The 19678-nt window shown below is 45.3% G+C and carries 18 protein-coding genes; 5 read left to right on the top strand and 13 right to left on the bottom strand.

The window, feature by feature from the left end:
* The first annotated feature begins 149 nt into the window (after positions 1 to 149).
* Positions 150 to 1607, top strand: a complete 1458-nt coding sequence (katA, locus tag MHH57_RS12925; RefSeq protein WP_029515135.1) for a catalase KatA — start codon at positions 150 to 152, stop codon at positions 1605 to 1607.
* A 121-nt stretch (positions 1608 to 1728) separates the two neighbouring features.
* Here katA and MHH57_RS12920 read toward each other — a convergent pair whose 3' ends face one another.
* The 7 genes from MHH57_RS12920 to MHH57_RS12890 all read right to left on the bottom strand — a co-directional run bounded on the left by MHH57_RS12920 (position 1729) and on the right by MHH57_RS12890 (position 9689).
* Positions 1729 to 3039: an MATE family efflux transporter gene (locus MHH57_RS12920; protein WP_165146524.1), complete on the bottom strand. Its 1311-nt coding sequence runs from the start codon at positions 3037 to 3039 to the stop codon at positions 1729 to 1731.
* Positions 3006 to 3848, bottom strand: a complete 843-nt coding sequence (locus tag MHH57_RS12915) for a dipeptide/oligopeptide/nickel ABC transporter ATP-binding protein (RefSeq protein WP_069011811.1) — start codon at positions 3846 to 3848, stop codon at positions 3006 to 3008. The genes MHH57_RS12920 and MHH57_RS12915 overlap by 34 nt, the downstream gene beginning before the upstream one ends.
* Positions 3841 to 4677: an ABC transporter ATP-binding protein gene (locus MHH57_RS12910; RefSeq protein WP_342434186.1), complete on the bottom strand. Its 837-nt coding sequence runs from the start codon at positions 4675 to 4677 to the stop codon at positions 3841 to 3843. Before MHH57_RS12910 ends, MHH57_RS12915 begins: the two co-directional genes overlap by 8 nt.
* Positions 4678 to 4685: 8 nt before the next feature.
* Positions 4686 to 5540 (bottom strand): nickel transporter permease, encoded by an 855-nt coding sequence (gene nikC / locus MHH57_RS12905; protein WP_342434185.1) that lies wholly within the window; start codon positions 5538 to 5540, stop codon positions 4686 to 4688.
* Positions 5537 to 6481 carry a nickel ABC transporter permease gene (gene nikB, locus MHH57_RS12900; protein ID WP_342434184.1) on the bottom strand — a complete coding sequence of 315 codons (945 nt, stop codon included), beginning with the start codon at positions 6479 to 6481 and terminating at the stop codon, positions 5537 to 5539. Before nikB ends, nikC begins: the two co-directional genes overlap by 4 nt.
* Position 6482: 1 nt before the next feature.
* Positions 6483 to 8018 (bottom strand): nickel ABC transporter substrate-binding protein, encoded by a 1536-nt coding sequence (nikA, locus tag MHH57_RS12895; RefSeq protein ID WP_081317590.1) that lies wholly within the window; start codon positions 8016 to 8018, stop codon positions 6483 to 6485.
* A gap of 207 nt (positions 8019 to 8225) precedes the next feature.
* Positions 8226 to 9689 carry a DHA2 family efflux MFS transporter permease subunit gene (locus MHH57_RS12890; RefSeq protein ID WP_069011926.1) on the bottom strand — a complete coding sequence of 488 codons (1464 nt, stop codon included), beginning with the start codon at positions 9687 to 9689 and terminating at the stop codon, positions 8226 to 8228.
* Between the two features lie 137 nt (positions 9690 to 9826).
* Between MHH57_RS12890 and MHH57_RS12885 the strand changes: the two genes are divergently transcribed.
* On the top strand, positions 9827 to 10396 hold the full coding sequence (locus tag MHH57_RS12885) for a TetR/AcrR family transcriptional regulator (RefSeq protein WP_029515149.1): 570 nt from the start codon (positions 9827 to 9829) through the stop codon (positions 10394 to 10396).
* A 202-nt stretch (positions 10397 to 10598) separates the two neighbouring features.
* Positions 10599 to 10850, top strand: a complete 252-nt coding sequence (locus MHH57_RS12880) for a YolD-like family protein (RefSeq protein ID WP_029515150.1) — start codon at positions 10599 to 10601, stop codon at positions 10848 to 10850.
* Between the two features lie 206 nt (positions 10851 to 11056).
* Here MHH57_RS12880 and MHH57_RS12875 read toward each other — a convergent pair whose 3' ends face one another.
* Positions 11057 to 11386, bottom strand: a complete 330-nt coding sequence (locus MHH57_RS12875; protein WP_342434183.1) for a DUF3817 domain-containing protein — start codon at positions 11384 to 11386, stop codon at positions 11057 to 11059.
* Positions 11387 to 11764: 378 nt separating this feature from the next.
* Between MHH57_RS12875 and MHH57_RS12870 the strand changes: the two genes are divergently transcribed.
* Positions 11765 to 13816 (top strand): fibronectin type III domain-containing protein, encoded by a 2052-nt coding sequence (locus MHH57_RS12870; protein WP_342434182.1) that lies wholly within the window; start codon positions 11765 to 11767, stop codon positions 13814 to 13816.
* A gap of 299 nt (positions 13817 to 14115) precedes the next feature.
* On the opposite strand, the gene MHH57_RS12865 is transcribed toward MHH57_RS12870, so the two are convergent.
* The 5 genes from MHH57_RS12865 to MHH57_RS12845 are packed head-to-tail and all read right to left on the bottom strand — an operon-like array spanning position 14116 to position 18392.
* Positions 14116 to 15504: a HAMP domain-containing sensor histidine kinase gene (locus MHH57_RS12865; RefSeq protein WP_342434181.1), complete on the bottom strand. Its 1389-nt coding sequence runs from the start codon at positions 15502 to 15504 to the stop codon at positions 14116 to 14118.
* Positions 15495 to 16154 (bottom strand): response regulator transcription factor, encoded by a 660-nt coding sequence (locus MHH57_RS12860; protein ID WP_029515155.1) that lies wholly within the window; start codon positions 16152 to 16154, stop codon positions 15495 to 15497. The genes MHH57_RS12865 and MHH57_RS12860 overlap by 10 nt, the downstream gene beginning before the upstream one ends.
* Before the next feature lie 37 nt (positions 16155 to 16191).
* Entirely contained in the window at positions 16192 to 16950 is a 759-nt protein-coding gene (locus MHH57_RS12855) for a lantibiotic immunity ABC transporter MutG family permease subunit (RefSeq protein ID WP_069011822.1), read from the bottom strand.
* Between the two features lies 1 nt (position 16951).
* Positions 16952 to 17683: a lantibiotic immunity ABC transporter MutE/EpiE family permease subunit gene (locus MHH57_RS12850; RefSeq protein ID WP_342434180.1), complete on the bottom strand. Its 732-nt coding sequence runs from the start codon at positions 17681 to 17683 to the stop codon at positions 16952 to 16954.
* Position 17684: 1 nt separating this feature from the next.
* Positions 17685 to 18392: a lantibiotic protection ABC transporter ATP-binding protein gene (locus MHH57_RS12845; RefSeq protein WP_069011825.1), complete on the bottom strand. Its 708-nt coding sequence runs from the start codon at positions 18390 to 18392 to the stop codon at positions 17685 to 17687.
* Positions 18393 to 18542: 150 nt separating this feature from the next.
* Here MHH57_RS12845 and MHH57_RS12840 point away from each other — a divergent pair, with 150 nt between their 5' ends.
* Positions 18543 to 19670, top strand: a complete 1128-nt coding sequence (locus MHH57_RS12840; protein WP_342434179.1) for an FAD-binding oxidoreductase — start codon at positions 18543 to 18545, stop codon at positions 19668 to 19670.
* The last annotated feature ends 8 nt before the right edge of the window (positions 19671 to 19678 follow it).

The raw sequence follows: 19678 nt of genomic DNA, 5'->3' as shown, positions 1-19678 counted from the left end.
CTTATAGGGCTTGCTTTTTTATTTATGATTTTAAACTAATTCTAAATCCTAAATTATAATAATTATAAAAAAGTATTGATTTTTGTTTGTGCACAATTTATAGTGAAAGACACATAGTCAACCAATTCATTCAAGAGGTGATTTCAATCATGAGTAACCAACCAACGAACCTGACTACAAGCTGGGGCGCTCCTGTTGGAGATAATCAAAATTCGATCACAGCAGGCTCGCGGGGTCCCGCACTAATTCAGGATGTGCATCTGCTGGAGAAATTGGCACATTTTAACCGGGAGCGTGTGCCGGAACGTGTCGTTCATGCAAAAGGTGCAGGAGCACACGGATATTTTGAAGTTACTAATGATTTGTCTGCATATACAAAAGCAAGCTTCTTGTCTGAGGTGGGCAAGCGTACACCGATGTTTATTCGCTTTTCTACAGTGGCGGGTGAGCTGGGCTCGTCCGATACTGTACGCGACCCGCGTGGTTTTGCGGTGAAGTTTTATACAGAAGAAGGCAACTATGATCTCGTGGGCAATAATACACCTGTGTTTTTTATTCGGGATGCCATTAAATTTCCTGACTTTATTCATACGCAAAAACGCCATCCCCAAACCCATCTGAAAAACCCGAATGCGGTCTGGGATTTCTGGTCCTTATCTCCTGAATCGCTGCATCAGGTAAGTATTCTAATGTCTGACCGCGGTATTCCAGCTACTCTTAGACATATGCATGGTTTCGGTAGTCACACGTTCAAGTGGGTAAATGCCGAAGGACAGGCAGTATGGGTGAAATATCATTTTAAAACAGAGCAAGGTGTGCAAAATCTTGATGTGGATTTGGCTGCGAAAATTGCTGGTGAAAATCCGGATTATCATACAGAAGATTTGTTTAATGCCATCAAAAAAGGTGATTTTCCTGCATGGAAACTTCATGTGCAGATTATGCCGGTAGAAGATGCAGATACGTATCGCTTTGATCCATTTGATGTGACAAAAGTATGGTCTCAAAAGGATTACCCGCTGATCGAGGTTGGACGCATGGTGCTGGATCGCAATCCTGAGAACTATTTTGCTGAGGTAGAGCAGGCGACATTCTCCCCGGGTTCATTTGTTCCTGGTATTGAGGCATCCCCGGATAAAATGTTGCAAGGACGCCTGTTTGCCTACGGCGATGCACATCGCTACCGTGTAGGTGCAAATCATAATTCGTTGCCGATCAACCGTCCGCATGCGGAAGTTCACAACTACCAACGCGATGGTGCATTGCGCAGTGACAGCAATGGCGGAGGATCTGTCTATTACGAGCCTAATAGTCTCGGTGGACCCAAAGAATCACCTGCGCACAAAATGGCTCCTTTTGAAGTGTCTGGCGAAGCTCAAAGTGTAGCCTACGATCATCATGATCACTACACACAACCGGGCGACCTATACCGCTTGCTCAGTGAAGAAGAGCGTGCACGCCTGGTCCGAAACATCGTAAATGCGATGAAGCCCGTAGAAAGTGATGAAATCAAACTGCGTCAGATCGGACATTTCTACAAAGCTGATCCTGAATACGGACGCCGTGTAGCCGAAGGTTTAGGCTTGACCGTTCCTCAAGGCGAGTAGAGGTATCTGCAAACTCCTAACCTGAAAGCCGTATGAATAAATAATAAAAGGATGTCCCAACACCACGTACATGGTGGATGGGACATCCTTTGTTTTTGAGAGCGATGTAAATCAGGTGCTGCTATATCCTCTGCAAGCGAGGTAAATAGATTACAAGAAACAGTGACCGTCCTAGTGCAAATACGATAAAGGATAGCCAAAGTCCGTGATTCCCATAATGGGGAACGCACCAGAAGAGAGCGATCAAAAAGCAGAGCAATGAAATCAGCATCGAATTACGGATCGGATACGTTACCGTCATCCCCGTAAACACACCGTAGAATACCAGTCCCAGCCCGGCTGCCAGTGGAAAGACCACAAGCCACCCATTATAAGGGCCTGTAAGGCTAATCACTGTAGCATTGTCCGTAAATAGTGAGATAAGCGGCTCTTTCAGTGCGAAATACAATCCTCCTGTCACTACGCTGGTCACCAGTGTCCAGAACCAGGACAAGTGAATAACCCTTTGCAGCATTTTACGATCCCCGGCACCCCGAGCCTGACCTGTCATGATGCTACTGGCGTTGGCGAACCCATCAAAAAAGTAAGCCATAATGTAATGGATCTGCAACAAAATAGCGTTTGCCGCCAATTGATCGGTTCCAAAGCTCGCACTGCGCGCCGTAAACAGATTAAACATCGTCAGCAGACAGGCTGTACGGATCATAAGATCAAGGTTTGTTGCCATGACACTTTTCAACTCTGAAGCTCCAAACCATCCTCGCCAATTCATCTGTCCGCTTTGCTTCCATTCTCTCCAAATCGATGAGCGGAACACCAGAACGAGACCCAATATACATGCAAGAGCCTCCGCAATCAGAGTAGCGCTTGCTACACCAGTGACATTCCAATGCATCATCTGTGTAAATACAATAGCTAATACCATATTGATTACGTTCATTGTAATTTGCAAAAATAATGTAGCCTTCACACGGGATAATCCCATCAGCCAGCCGAGCAGCACATAGTTCACCAATGTAAGAGGGGCTCCCCAGATACGAATGTTAAAATAAATTGCTGCCTGCGCTGCCACATCCTGAGCTGGATGGATTAGCTGCAGAGAAGCTAACAGAATGGGCTTTTGTAACACAATGAATACCGCACCAATGAGTAAAGCAATGGCCAGTGGGCGCATGAGAGCAGCTATGCCCTGGTCGTTATTTTGTGCCCCCGCGGCTTGGGCCGTGAAAGCTGATGTGCTGACTCGCAGGAAGCCAAACAGCCAATATAAAGTATTGAAAATAAGAGTGCCCACCGCTACACCGCCTAAATACGCGGAATCGCTCAAATGACCGATTACAGCTGTATCCACCGCACCGAGTAGCGGGGTTGTAATCGTCGAAATAATTAAAGGGATAGCTAAAGCAAGATAGGCTCGGTGGGAAGGCAACATGTTGAAAAAACCTCCAGTAATGATTGTGTGTAGGGATGGCGATCCGAATGAAATAATGCTTCCTTGGGAAAATGCTCAAGCACACTGCCTTCTTTCATGACCATGATTCGATCACTCATAAAGTGCACAGCCGCCAGATCATGTGAGATAAACAGATAAGCCAATCCTAGCTCATCCTGCAAATCCTTGAGCAGATTTAAAACGGTGGCTTGTGTGGTCACATCCAGACTTGCTGTTGGCTCGTCCAATACGATAAAATCCGGCTCTGTGCTGATGGCACGTGCGATGGTTACACGCTGCTTTTCCCCACCGCTAAGCTGATGTGGAAACTTGTCCAGATAGCTGGCTGGAAGCTTTACCATATCAAGCAAATGTTCTGCTATATCCCGACGTTCTGAGGACATACCCGTCATAAAAGAAGGAACATAGTACTTAAGCTGGTCCAGTGGCTCCAGCAGGGATTGCAGGATGGTTAGTCTGGGGTTCAAAGCCGCAGATGGATGTTGAAAAACTGCACCCAGCCTGCTGCGAATCCGTTTTAACTCGCTCCGCTTTAATCCCCGGATAGACTGCCCATCTAGTCTAAGCTCACCTTGATCAAATGGGTCCAATGTCAATATACAGCGAGCGAGTGTGCTTTTCCCACTGCCGCTTTCCCCGACAATGCCCAGACATTCTCGAGGGGAGATCGACAGAGCAACATTTTGCAGCACCGTTTTGCCTCCAGTGTAAGCCTTCGTCAAACCGGAGACGGTCACGACAGGATTAGACGTGTCTTGCCGCTGAGCGCAGGCGGCTTGATTATTCATGTGCAGCGCTCCTTTCCATTGCGTCCTGTTCTTCAGTGCTGTTGTAAGGTAAACGTGCTGGAGCGCCCGGAGACAGCGGCGGAATAGCTGCCAATAGACGACGAGTATACGGGTGGTCCGGATGGTTCAGCACCGCTTGCGTTTCACCTATTTCAACCAGTGAACCTTCGCGCATCACTGCGATTCGATCTGCATACTTGCGTACATGACGCAGATCGTGAGTGATCCACAAGACGGAAATACCCGTTTCCGTCCGGATTTGGTCAATGAGCTGCAGCACCCGATGAGCTGTGAGCGTATCCAGCGCCGTTGTGGGCTCGTCGGCAATAAGTAACTTCGGCTCCAGTAGTAGTGCAGCCGCAATAGCTACCCGTTGCAATTGACCGCCGCTGAGTTGGAACGGATAGCTGCGGTACACACGCTCGGCGGGAAGCTGTACGCGCTCCAGCACCTCGATACAGCGCTGCTTGCGCGCCTTGCGATCTTGCTTGCCATGGGCGCGCATCAGCTCGTCCAGTTGGCTGCCTACACGCAGAAAGGGGGTGAAAGCCCCGTGGTAGTCTTGAAAAATGTAGGATATTTCACTGCCAAGCAAAGAGCGCCTTTGTTTAGCGGGTAGATCTAGTAAATTATTGTCCTTCCACACAATGATACCTTCCGCTGTAACAGAAGAGGGGAGAAGGCCGCCGATAGCGAACGCCGTCATGCTTTTGCCGCTACCACTTTCGCCGGCAAGAGCACACCATTCCCCCGGACGAACGGCAAGCTCCAGTTGCTCTACAATCGTTTTTACATTGGTCCGAATCGTTAAGCCTTCAATAGTCAGCATGTGCCAATTCACTCCTCTGTCCGGGTTTTAACATCATAACGGTCGCGTAGTTTATCTCCAAATACGTTTGCTAGTAGCACGGTTAGCACGACAGCTATCCCAGGAACCAGCATCAGGTGGGGAGCCATTTGAAAATACGCTCGTCCTTCATTCAACATAGTACCCCATTCCGGAATTGGTGGCTGTGGACCTAAGCCCAAAAAAGATAGGGAGGCAATCATTAAAATAATTTTGCCGACATCCAGCGTAGCCAGCACAAGAACATTCCCTATTGCATGGGGGAGAATATGTCGCATGACAATCCGCAGGGAGGAAGTGCCCGCCAGTATGGATAACGAAATGTAATCCTTTTGCTTTTCAGCCAGAACGCTACTACGCACCAGACGTGCATAACCAACCCATTTTACCGCAGTCACCGCGAAAATAAGATTTACTAAGCCTGGTCCGAGCAAACCGCTCAGTACAATGGCAAAAATATAATCAGGTAATGTCATGAAGGCATCGACCACCCGTTTGAATACACGATCCATCCAGCCTCCAATAAATCCTGAAAGCAGACCAAGAGGGACCCCGACAACCAGCGAAACGGCCAAAATCAACAAACTGGTTCCGACAGTCGTCCGAAGTCCAGCTATGACTCTCGATAGTACATCTCTGCCCAAATGATCCGTTCCCAGCCAGTGCGTAGCGCTGATCGATTGTAGTCGATTCCCCATCTGGATACGATATGGATCTTGCGGAGCAAGAAACGGAACGACTGTAATTGCTGCAAGAATGAGCAGGATGGAGAGCGACACGATCCATGTTTTGGACAATCGCGTTTTAGTGAGCTGCCTGTTTTCCGCATATACGGATTTTATCATGATAAACGTTTCTCCTTCAAAGCGATTTCAGGATTGACCCAACGGTAGGACAGCTCTACCAAAATATTGATACATACAATGAACACAGCCATAAATACGGTATAGCCCTGAATAATGGGGTAATCCCTTGCAGCAATGGCATCCACAATCCATTTGCCCAGCCCTGGATAGGCGAATAGCACTTCAATCACGACTGTGCCTCCCAGTAGGCTACCTATACTCTCACTGAATACCGTAATGAGTGGAATTAGACTGTGACGGAGCATGTGTCTGAAAAAAATGCGGATGGGGCTGATGCCACGCGCTTGCGCCGCTTTGATAAAGTCTTGCCCCGAGCTTTCAATCAGACTTGCGCGAATCATTCGTACATAAACGGCCGCCATTGCTAATCCCAAGGTAAGAGAAGGGAGTACCAAATGAAAAGCGGTTCCTTCGCCCATAGACGGCAAAATGCGCAATTTAACTGCAAACCATTCGATAAACAAAAGCCCCAGCCAAAAGCTGGGAATCGAGGAGCCGATTAAGGCAAACACACGACTGGCGCTGTCAATCCAGCGGTTACGGTAGAGCGCAGCCATCGTTCCCAAGGGTAGAGCTATTAGCAGCAAAATGAACAGAGAGCCTCCGGTCAGCAGCAGCGTATAAGGCAGTTTTTCCATAAACTCTGTGAATACCGGACGATGGGTTAAATAAGATTGTCCAAAATCAAACTGAAGCAACTGAACCAGCCACTTACCATATTGCACAGGTAATGGTTGGTCCAGCCCTAGTTGGCTGCGCATATCCGTAATTTGCTGATTGGACACAGCTACATCATCGACTCGGAGAATGCTCCGGACGGGATCGCCCGGAACAAGCTTAAGCAGACAGAAGCTCACAAAGGAAAGAATAAGAAAGAACAAAACTAGTTCAAGAAACTTTTTGGCCATGGATTTGAACATGCTAGTTCACATCCAGGTCCTGGGTTAGCAAGTAATATTCACTTTGGCTAGTTACCCAGTTATGTACGTAATCGCGATAGGCCACTACGTTGTTTGGATGGACCAGAAAGGATTGCAGATTTTCTTGGTCAATCAGTGTGACAGCTTTCAGCGCCAGCTTGTTGCGTTGTTCCTCATTCACGGTTGTGTTCAGCTGTGAAATCATACTCGCGAGTTCCGGTACATGCACACGCCCATAATTTAGTGCTCCTTCAGGCATGTAAGCCGCATTTAGAAAATAGCTTGCATCGCCGCGCGGGGCTGTAATGCTACTATAAGTCGCTAAATCCCAATCCTGATGAGCGGTAAGATATTCGTCAATATTATCAACCTGACGGATATCAATCGTAATGCCAAGTTCTTTAGCATTAGCCTGAATCAGCTGGGAAATGAGTGGAAGTTCCGCTCTCGACTGGTAAGTTAGTAATGTAAGTTGAAGCGGCTTGCCGTCAGGGGTTGCAACTTTTCCGTTCTGCACTGTATATCCAGCTTGCTTGAAGCCTTCTCGTGCAGCATTTAAATCAAATTTTTTCGTAATATATTCCGGCGAAAATGGAAAGTCGGGCAAGAACGGCCCTTGAGCAGGGGTTCCCTGGCCGGACATAATACCGCTGGCAATCTCATCACGGTTGATCAGGTTATCGAATGCCTTACGCACAGCCGTCTTTTTCAGATCGTTATTGTTCATATTGTAAATAAGTTGATGCGTTCGCAAACTAGGAAGTGAGTCAACCTTAACAGTAGAATCAGCTTTCAATAGCTCCAGGCTTTCAATTGGCGGGCGATACACAATATCAGCAGTTTTGGCTTGAAAAGCAAGCTGACGTGCATTGGCGTCTTCGTTAAACATGAATTTGGCATGCTTCAACTTTACTTCACCGTTCCAATATTGTTCATTGCGATCTAAATTCAGTTCACTTCCAGCACGGAAGCTGGCAACCTTGAACGGTCCCGTCCCAGATGGGAGGTCACCTGTAGCTGTGGTGTCTATAATAGCCGTATTCGGATGAACCAGCTCAGACACAAATTCTGGGAAAGGCTTGTCTGTCGTAATGGTCAAAATCTGTCCATCCGCATGAATATCACGGATATGTAGCGCATTTTTGACCGATGGATTGAGCTTTAACGCTCTTTCCAAAGAGGCTTTGACAGCAGCAGCATTGACGGTTTTACCGCTGTGGAAGTTCACACCTGATCGGATGTTGAAGGTCCAGTGCTGTCCGTCCTTGCTGTTCCATTTGTCTGCAAGCCAAGCTTCCAGCTTAAGATCCTTGTTCACTTTGATCAGTGTTTCACTTACTCCAGCACGAACAGCTGTGTAATTTACATCTGAATGGGGGTCTATAGTAGGGCTTTGCACGTTGAACAATAAGGTGACACTTTTATCTTGTGGTGCAGCAGATGGAGAGGGTGAAGCTGACGGAGATGAAGCGCAGGCTGCCATCATCACCGCCATTACCGCAGGTATAAATAGTTTAAAATAAGAACGTTTAAACAACAGGGAGTCCTCCTTAATAGTAATCGTAATTTTTACGCTTTAACTCATAAATCATATCGTAACCAAATGAAGGTGCTTTGTAAATATGTAATTGACGAATGTGTATGTAAATTCATATCAAAAAGACTGCTAACCAATAGTGATATGGTTAGCAGTCTTTAAGTTTATTCACATATTTTTAATTTGGGGTCACATGAAAATTATGAATTAGTGCATGGGAGCTTTGGCAGTGCCATGTTCAACATGAACTCTGCGGATGAAAAAGGCAAGGATCAACCCGATCACACTGATGATCATCGCAAAGAAAAATGAATTTTGTGATCCGATTGTCATGGCATTGGCCATTTCATTTACGGATTCAGGCATACTGGATTGGCTCAAATAGCCTTCCATACCTTTGGAGAGAATGCTTACCGCTACAGCTGTACCGATTGCACCAGCAACTTGTTGGAGCGTACTCATAATGGCTGTTCCGTCTGGGTATAGATCCATAGGGAGCTGATTTAGGCCGTTTGTCTGAGCTGGCATCATAATCATGGAAATGCCGATCATCAAGCAGCTATGAAGCACAATAATGAGTACAAGAGTTGATGTTGTTGTAATGCCGGACAGGAAAAACAAAACAGCAGCTACAATCACAAGTCCTGGAATGACAAGCCACTTGGGACCGAATTTATCGAACAATGAACCCATAATAGGAGACAAGAGGCCGTTGATAATCCCACCGGGCAGAAGTACTAAACCTGCTGTTAGAGCAGACAGAGCCAGCCCCTTTTGCAAAAAGAGTGGAAGAATCAGCATCGTAGAAAGGATCGTCATCATACATAGGAACACCATAATAACGCCAATAACAAACATAGGGTATTTAAATACACGCAAATTCAACATAGGCTGCTTCATTTTCAATTGACGTACAGAGAACAGTATCAACGATATCAGACCGACAATCACAGGAAGCAGAACCATCAGGCTAGCCCAACCTTCGCCACCTTCTCCGGATTTACTGAAACCGAACACGACACCGCCGAAGCCAATGGAAGATAACAGGATAGATAAAAAATCAATTTTGGGCTTGGTCGTTTTTGAAACGTTTTGCATAAATAAAATACCGCAAATCAGTGAGAGAACCAAGAACGGAAGGGAGATCCAGAAGATCCAGTGCCAAGACAGATTTTGCAGTACCAGTCCTGCAATGGTAGGGCCCACTGCCGGTGCGAACATAATGACCAATCCGATGATCCCCATAGCCGCGCCTCTCTTTTCAGCTGGGAAAATGATCAAGATGGTGTTAAACATCAATGGCAATAACAACGCCGTGCCAATGGCCTGAAGAATACGTGCGATCAATAGCACTGAAAAAGTAGGTGCAAGCGCAGCAACGAGACAACCAGCTATTGAGAACAGCAACGATGTAACAAACAGCTGTCTTGTCGTAAAGGTTTGAATCAGCAATCCCGATACAGGTACTAAAATACCAAGTGTAAGCAGATAAGCGGTTGTCAGCCATTGGGCTGTTGCAGTTGTAATATGCAAAATCTGCATCAAATCATTCAGTGCAATGTTAAGTGCCGTTTCACTGAACATCCCAATAAAGCCGCTAAGGAGCAGCGCAATCATAATAGGTAGCACCTTGAACGTTTTGGGTTCAGAGGGTGAACTTGTTTGACTCATTGTACTCATGTTGTTTTTGTTCCTCCAAATAAATTAATAGTGTTGAATTATAACAATCGGTCTATATATAATAAACATGTTGTTATTTTTTTGTCAAAGTATAAGTTGTAAATATTAAATAATGAAGGATGCTGTATATGGCTGCTAAACCCGAATCATACGAGAATATCGTACAAACCGCATCGAAGCTCTTTTTTCATCAGGGGTATCACGCGACCGGACTGAATCAGATTCTTGCGGAGAGTGGATCACCGAAAGGGTCACTTTATTATTATTTTCCGCGTGGTAAAGAAGAATTGGCTTTGGAGTGCATAAGAAGAGGGAATGAGTTTATAAAGCAAAAATTAAAACAGACACTGGACGGGAATGATAATCCAGTGCTAGCCATTCAGGATTTTATTCGTAATACAGCTGAGGAGGCAGACCGTACCGGCTTTAACGACTTCATGCCGATTGGCTTCTGGGCTGCTGCGGAAACTTCCTGTATTAGTGAATCGCTACGTCATGCTTGTGTGAATACGTTTACAGATTGGCAGCACATCTATATGGAGCGTCTTCAGGAATCGGGCTGGGACGAGGAAAAGGCACGCAGTCTGGCGGTACTTATCATTTCGATGCTCGAAGGTGCATTGATTTTGGCCGTTACGCAACAGAGCAGTGCTCCTATTTATAATATCGTGGATTACATTCCACAGTTGGTCAAATAATCCTGTCTCTTCAATTTTCAATCTCTCCTAATGAGCTCCAACAAGTAACTTTAGAGAGCCGATGTTCTCGTTTTTGAGAACTCGGCTTTTTTGTGGTTCTGAGACGTAATTTTACTCACATTACCAGCACCAAATGATGAAAAGTATGGTAAAATAGAATGAATTTGATTTTGATTTTGCACGAAAGGAAGGGTGATAGCAAGTGGCAAAAGCGAAGGTACCCAAACGGCCTACTCGGGATGAATTTGTACTGGAGGAAATCGGGAATCAGCTTGTAGAAGCACAACGAGAGCAATCCGAGGTTGTATTGACCGTATGGGGACGCGCAGAAACAACCCGCGGACAGATTGTTAAAATGGACCCAAGAACAGGGAAGGTTCATGTAGAGAGTAATGGAGAAACGGATAAAGTTCCTTTTATGGATATTATGAGTGTAAATTACCCGAGAGATTAGTTGTTGTGATTACATAAATATAGCAGAAAGGGACAACAAGAATGACAAAGTTAGAGTCTCCCTTACTGCGTGGGAAAGTAACAATTTAAAATTCGCGTATACAAAAACAACCGAGTGGTTTAGAGCCATCGGTTGTTTTTGTATACTGCTGCATGAGTGGGAAGAGAAAGCCGCGTTGTTGTATTAGCACTTGCCCTTGTACATGCTTATGTAGCTTTTATCGGGCTGGTATGACTCGCACGTGCTTCGGCTTTCTTAAGCACCTTACGATCAAAAATGAAGGGGCCAAACGGCAACAGTGAGGCAATCAAGGCAGCAAGACTTTGCAGTAGCGTTATTTTCCGCATAATCAGCATGACCACAGTCGCTACAACATAAGCCACGAACAGTACCCCATGGATCATACCCACCCAGCTTACCATTTGCGGTATTCCAGCTGTGTATTTAAGTGGCATAGCGATACACACAAGCAGTAGATATGAAATTGCTTCAATATTACCAATGACACCAAACATCTTAAAGGCATTTTTGAACATAATACACCTCTTTCTCTTATTACTTAAAATTTAATATATCCTATAATGCATTGTTATTAAACGGTAGAAAGTTACGATATATCGAATATTTACGGCAGATGCCAACGTCACACAGCTTAGCGCTCCTGGAAACGATAATTGTAATTTCATTTAACTTGTCAAAATGTGTATCCCTATTGTATGCGCGACCCCCTATCAGTAAAAATACGGTGTGAAGCCTAAACATTTTGTATGCAAATTCCGATAACAGTTAAATGAACGTGTGTACATTATGGTACATATTTTAAAAGCTGGATTGCAGCAGAAGGGCTTGTAAGCTTAACTTATTAGTTTTTGACAAATAAAATTTCCATACTGGTATCAAGGAGAGCATAGAATATGAATAAAAAACGTTTGCGTCAATGGATGGCTCCGTTCGCAACGGCTACACTGATTTTGAATACGGGATATGGCATTTTGACACCCGATGCAGTGGCTAGCGCGTTGCCGACTGAGAGGCATTACTCAAATCTGACAGGCCTAAATACAACACAGTTACATACCAAATTAGCAACCGCTCAAGGTAGTCAATTGCCTGTTACTTCAGGTCCGAAAGTGACTACGTTAACCAAAGGTTATGGTCAGAACACCTATCTTAACCAAATGCTAAAAGTAATGTCGAGCCAAATAGTGACTGCGAATATCGCGCCGGCAGAGGTAAGCAATCTGACAGCGGTTCCTACAGAAACAACAAAAGTAAATTTGTCCTGGAACAATCCGTCGGACATCAATTTTGACCACGTAAAAGTGGTTGGTGTTACTAACGATGTGTATGTAGATAACATTAGAAGTAACTCTTATATGTTAAGCGGTTTACAGCCGAACACGACATATACCTTTCGCGTGAAAACGGTGAATAAGAGTGGAAATGAATCTCTCGGTACAACAATACAGGCTAAAACGGCTTCCATTGATGGTCCTGTGGATAAGACACCACCAGGAGAAGTAAGCGGACTGACAGCGACGAATGTAGGATATAATGGATTTACCATCAATTACATATTGCCTAAGGATGCTGACTTAAGCCAAGCGATTGTCTATTTAAATGGTACAGAAATTCAAAGAACCACAGGCACGTCTTACACGTTTAATGTCTTGAATGCTGCCACAGCCTATACCGTAACGGTCAAAACGATAGACAAATCTGGAAATATATCTCAAGGAGTTAGTATTCCAGTTACAACTTCTACGGTCTCTACCGATATCGTGCCCGATGTGACAGGTGCTTCAGTGACATCAGTTAATAACTATAGTGTTACTGTTTCCTGGACAAGGCCTAGCGGAATTAGTACGGTCAGTCTGTATAAGGACGGGCAACTGGTAACCGATTCAACTGGAACATCCTATACTTTCAACAATCTTTCGGCAAGCCAGACCTATACATTCACGATAAGATCCAAGCGAAGCACAGGTACATTGTCCTCCGGTGTGAGACTGACTGCCACAACGGACAGTACGTCCTCCAATTCGTCAGAAGTGTCCAATCTTGAAGTAGATAGCAAAAGCGACACCTGGATCAAAATTACCTATGATATGCCGAGTCGAGCCGACAAGGTGAAGATATATGCGGACGGTGATTATAAGGGGACTACAAGCTCTGAGTCCTATAAAATTACGGATTTACGAGAAGGACGCTGGTATGAGATTAAGGTCGTAACCGTAAATAGTAATGGAAGGGAATCTAGTGGTGTAAAGATATCGGAACGCACGAATTCGGATGGTTACTACTCTTCTTCATCTAGTTCATCGAACTATGAGAAAGCAAGAGATTTGATGCGAATTGCGGAAAACAGTCTAAATGCGTCCGACTGGCGTTCTGCCAGAGATGCAATCAGTGATCTGCCGAGCGGAACCCGTAAAAGCGATCTGCTGGATCGGCTAGAAGCTATTCGCAATAGAGCGATTGGTACCGGTAGTTCATCATCCGGGACGAGTTCTACTACGACAACCACTTCTGGTACAACGTCTTCATATCCTAACAATGCAGTTTCCTCCTATTCATCTTCGTTCACCCTGACACCAGGAGCTAAATCAGCTTATGTCGATGGTCGTGCTACGACGATGGCTCAGGCTCCTCGGATCATAAATGGGGCGACGATGGTCCCGCTGCGCTTTATCAGTGAACGGATAGGTTACGAGGTGAATTATGAAAAATCGACCAAAAAGATCATTCTGAATCGACCTACAGACGGCAAACAGGTAGTGCTTCAAGTCAAGAATTCAACCCTTGCCGTATATGAGTTAAACAACTCCCGAAGTTATTCGACGAACATCACAGCTCCGGTTATTGTTAACGGCTACACGCTGGTTCCATTACGAGTGATTAGCGAGCTTTCGGGGTATCAGGTGAACTATAATACTGCATCCAAACAAATTACGATTACCAAATAAATGCATCTGTTAAAAGAGTTCTAAAGTGAAAACTTTAGAACTCTTTTTTGTCTACTATCCAATAAGTGTACGTAAAATGCGAAAAGGGGCGCTTTATAAGCGCCCGCTAATAGAGTTATAAATTGACAATCAGCTAATCTGTAAACAAGTTATTTTGGCTAAAAAGAATATCAAGCTGCTTAAGAACTTCTACAGTTAGTTGAATACCCAGCGTTTGAAGATTAGTTTCGATCTGATTAGGCTTGGTCGCACCTGGAATGATTAAGGTATACGATAGGATTGATTCTCGCTTGTATGATTCATGCACTGATTGGTATTTCAATGCTTACCTGTCCGCCGCTTGTCTGGGTGGAGTTGGCGATGTTCAGCTTTCCGGCATGTAGGTTGACAATGGATTTTGTTATATACAGGCCCATACCGTAATGTCCACTTAATCTTCTGGATGAATCACCCATATAAAACTGCTCGGCGGCCTGTTTGAGACCTGCTGGAGAGAAGCCCGGGCCTTCGTCTACGATGCTGAACCGAATACAGTTTTCAACAGATTCTACGATCAGCTGGATCTCGCTGTATTCAGGCGCCTGATCTACCGCATTAGAAGCAACATTCATAATGGCACGCTCAAGTAGCACTGGGTCTGCATACAGCGTCTTAGGGAGGTTATATGCAGCGAATGCTACAGATATTTTTTTGACAGCAGCCAAGGCCATTATCTGATCTTTCACTTTCGATAAATAGAAGTCAGCATCCATCGTTTCCGCCCGCAGGGTGACTAGTGTTTCCGCTTTTGAAATGTCAATGAGAGTTTTAATATACTGCTCCATCTGCCTGGTGCTTTCCGCAATATAATCCGTATAGTTCTTTTGCTCTTCGGACTGTTCGGTCTCGGACAGTAGCTCTACGTTTCCACGAACGATAGTGAGTGGTGTTTTGACATCGTGTGCTAGAGCGGAAATTTGCTCGCGGCGGGATTTTTCGAGATTCCACTGTTTCTGAAGCGATGCCTTTAAAGTTTCTTTCATTTTATCCATGGAATGCAGCACCTGATCGATCTCCATCACGCCACTGAACTTGATTGAGAAGTCCAAATCCTGTGCTTGAATTTGTTTGGTAGCCTGCTGCAATCCGATCATCTTACGTGCCAGCTTTCGTCCGAAGGAGGAAGCCAGTAAAGCACCTCCCCCCAGGAAGGCGATACAGAACACGGCCAAAAAGGACAATTCTGCGTTCGGCAGATATTGACGCAGGATAGGAAGTTCAAACTGTGCCGAGACAGAATAGCGCATCACAGTAATTTCATCATGATGTGGAACTTTTACATAGTTATAGGGAAATTGATACACAGTATTGCTCTGCTGCGTAACACTCCAAGCGGCTTGGGCCTGGTTTTCAGAAAGATTTCCTTCAATGAGGCGGCCTTCCGAAGTGAACAACGCGTACTTATACAGTTTTATCTGAGAATTCGGTTGCAGGGTCTTGCCCGCTTCAATGATTGACTTGTCCTCCCGTACCTGCTTCTCCGCATAGTTCGCGGGAAGAATGGCCCCATAAGATATCAGGGCATAGAAGATGAGGACCAGGAACAGAGCGAGCGCAATCGTCCCAATACAAAACATAACTAAATAACCCAGGAAAATGGTTCGTAATTTGGTAGTCTTGCGTGCTTGTTGTACTTTGGTTACTTCCATCGGTAGCCGATCCCCCAAACCGTCTCCACTGGAGAAACCTCTACTTTGCCAAGCTTGGCCCGGATATTTTTGACATGCTCCACAATGGTGGCGGAATCGCTGTCCCCATCCAAGCCGAAGACCGCTTCGTAAATTTGCTCCTTAGAGAATACCTGCCCCCAGTTCAAAGCTAGAAACTTACATATCTCATATTCACTTTTGGTAAACGGGACTACAACATTCTGAACGGTGATTTCCTTGCCAGACAAATTGAAATGAACTTCCCCGATGCAGAATACATTACGCCGTTCACGATTCTCCCGTCTGAGATGGGCGTTGATTCGTGCGCGCAGCTCTCCAGTGCCGAACGGTTTGACAATATAATCGTCGGCTCCATCCCCAAGCCCCAACATCACATCGTTCTCCATGGATTTTGCGGTAAGAAACAGTATCGGACAGTCTACCTTGCTGCGAATTTCCCGGCAGAGTGTGAATCCGTCCATGGTAGGCATCATCACGTCAAGCAGTATAAGATCAAATGCTCCGAGCTGCATGGTGAGAACCTGTGGGGAGGCGGAGACCACCGTGACAACATGGCCATCTTTCTGCAAAATATTTTGAAGGAGTGCCAAAACGGCGGGTTCGTCATCAACGGCCAACAAGTTTGCCATGCTTTATTCACATCCCTTGCTTTCTTTACTCTAATCTTTACTCCAACGAATTTTGTCCTTCCCAACGACAAATCCATAACCCTAATAATACCATGATGACTAAGGTCCCTACTACGCAATATCTGATTCCCAAATGAAGCTGTATAGCTTCAGGGATAGAATCTGCTGAGCTTACGCCGTATTGCACCCAGATCGTGATGAACCGGGCCGCCCAAGCAGAGGGAACGAATATCCAATTATGATCACCCAGCCCTGTAAGAAGCAAAGCGGACAATAGACTCTCCATAATACCCAGACCGATGGAAGCTCCTTTGCCAAATCGCAAACTAATGAAAAAATGCAGAATATAAAGGAACACACTGGACACAAACAGAATGCAGGCAGCCAACACATAAAACTTCAAGCCATACGGGGACTCTTTCATAAGATATATATAGCCAGCCCCAAAGCCACCGGAGGCAAGCAGCACACTGCCAAATCCCAAGATCAGAAGCAGGGTGAGCTTGCTCAGAAAAGGTAACAGCTTCACCGGCGAGGTCAAGAGGTGTTGGAAATTTCCAGCGACTGACTCCTGCTCAACAGCAATGGAGCATACAATACCAATCATGGTAGGAAGAACCACAGCCAGGACCTGCAAATAGCCGTCTATCTTCGAAATCGGTGAATACGGAGTAAAGGAATAGTAGGCTAGAAAGATTGCTATGCCTAAAAGCGGCACAAACAGCTGCACAAGCAGTAAGGGCTGCCTTCTAAGTTTAAGCACATCGGATTTCAGATAGCGGAAAAAAGAAATCATCTTATTTAGCCTCCCGCTTGCGGAAGGACATCGCCGTCAGTATCGACAGAATTATAAACAGGCAGATTGTGATCACTAGACCGGGCACAATCACACCTTTATCCAAAAGTGGATCTCCTGAAGGAACGGCAAGCCCATTAGGCAGCACTTGAATGACGACGCACATCAATCGTGCTGGAATAGCATAGGGTACCGCCCACCATACAGAAGACGTAGCGAACAAGACGGTGCAGGCTACGTTGCCCAGCATGTTGATGATTAGGGTGGCAAACATGCCTATTCGATCCGTCAGGAACAGGCAAAGTGGAACTTGCCACAAAAAGGTGATGAAGAGGATCAGAGTTGCAGCGACGCTTTCTGCTAGTGTCACGGTAGTTGAGAATACGAATCCGCCAAGAGTTATCCCTATAAATAAAATAATAGAGGAAACCATTAAGAGTCTTACGCAAACCCCGATTTTACCGTACCATACCTGAGCCAAATCTACAGACATGCCAAGGACAGCACGGTATTTCAGCTTCTTGCCATCCTTTTGGATCACTCCTGAGCATATTAAGGTGAGCGCACCTGGCAGCAGCATGAAATACCACCAATTGTAGCTGGCGCTTTGGAGCATATGTCCCCCCATGAGCACGGTACACAGAAGAAGAGTAACGATGGGGGCCAGCCAGACCAGCTTTTTCGTGAAGGTACGCTTTAATTTTAGATGCTCGGCGGCTATATATTGCTGCATCCTACTCATCCCCTTTTCGGTATTCCTGTGCAATCTGCATGAACAACGATTCCAAGTCTTGTCCTGGTGTAACCGCCTCTTGGTAAGCTAATATGCCACCAGCGATAATACCGACATGGTCAACGATTTGTTCGACTTCGGATAAAATATGACTGGAAAGAATTACGGTAATTCCTTGCTTCGGGAAGGAGCGAATCAGCTCGCGTTGCTCCTGAATGCCAATGGGGTCAAGTCCGTTGGTTGGCTCATCTAAAATTAGTAGTTTGGGATGGTTGAGGAGCGCAATAGCAATGCCCAGCCGCTGTTTCATGCCCATCGAGAACTGGCCAGAGCGTTTTTTCCCGGTATGAGTCAAATCAACAATGTTCAGTACTTCATCAATTCGTGAATCAGGTAGTCCGAGCAAGGTTGTACGAACCTTTAAATTCTCTCTAGCAGTCAAATTCTCATAGAGTGGAGGAGATTCGATCAGTGCGCCGATCTGAGCGAGATATTTTCGTGACCAGGGTTTTCCTTGGAATAAAATTTCACCGCCTGTCGGACGTAGCATACCAGTTAACATTTTCAAGGTGGTTGATTTTCCAGCCCCATTTGGGCCAAGTAGCCCATAGACGGAATTCTCCTGAATAGACAGTGTGACGTTGTTCACCGCCTGTTGCCGTCTAAAGGTTTTGCAGAGATTTTTAGTCTGTAAAATAATGTTATCCATATCAGTTCATCCTTTTCATTCGTTCTGACAACTACTTTACAGATCAATTCTAAGAACTTTATAAGGATAGAAATATTAATGTTTCAAACTTTATGCATTCATGCGGTATTCGCTATAATGGATACAGTGATTTAGGAAAGGGATGTATTCATGAAGAGGGTTATCGTAATCGGAGCAGGAATTCTGGGGGCATCGACAGCATACCAGTTAGCAAAATTGGGCGCTGATGTCATTCTTGTAGACCGCAAAGATAAAGGACAGGCGACTGATGCAGCTGCTGGCATTATTTGTCCCTGGTTATCACAGCGACGCAATCAAGCTTGGTACCAGCTCGCCAAAGCGGGCGCACGTTTTTACCCCGGATTGATTGAAGAACTTAAAAGCGAGGGGGAAACAGAAACTGGCTATGCTCAAGTTGGAGCTCTCAGTATTCATAATTATTTGGAGAAAATTAAAAAAATGCAGGAGCGAGCACACTTACGACAAGCGGATGCGCCAGAAATCGGTGAGATTACGCAACTAAATGAAAAGGAAACCCATGAACAATTTCCTTTGTTAGTAGAAGGTTACCATTCTGTTCATATTAGTGGTGCCGCTCGTATAGATGGTCGGGCGCTGCGTGATGCGTTGATCCGATCAGCACAAAGAAATGGGGCAACCCTTATCCATGGGGATGCTGTGCTTCAATACGATTCCGACCATGTAACAGGAGTAACGGTCGGTGCAAACAGCTTCTCATCTGACGAAGTCATTGTTTGTGCAGGTGCATGGGCCAATCAACTGATGCTGCCTTTGGGCATTCATTTTAAGGTTAGTTATCAAAAAGCACAAATTATGCATTTGCAGGTTTCTAATAGGCAAGACACAGGCACCTGGCCTGTAATCATGCCGCCTTCTGATCAATATCTGCTTGCTTTTGACAAGCAAAAGATCGTAATAGGGGCGACTCACGAAAATGAAATCGAAGGCTACGATACAAGAGTAACAGCAGGTGGAACGCAAGAAATCCTAAATAAAGGTTTAGAATTAGCACCTGATTTAGCAAATAGTACTTTTCAGGAGGTAAGAGTTGGTTTCCGTCCTTTTACACCCGGTTTTCTACCGGTGATCGGAGCTGTTCCTGGCTGGAATGGCCTTATAGCGGCAAATGGGCTTGGAGCATCCGGGTTGACCATGGGTCCCTTTATTGGAAATCAGTTGGCAAAGTTGGTACTTGGAATGGCCTTGGATATCGATATCAATGATTATGATATTCGAAATGCTATTGATGAAGATTGATCCTTGAA

This window comes from Paenibacillus sp. FSL H7-0442, from assembly GCF_038593105.1.
Taxonomy (GTDB): Bacteria; Bacillota; Bacilli; order Paenibacillales; family Paenibacillaceae; genus Paenibacillus; species Paenibacillus polymyxa_D.
This window is presented reverse-complemented; position numbering and strand designations above follow the sequence as displayed.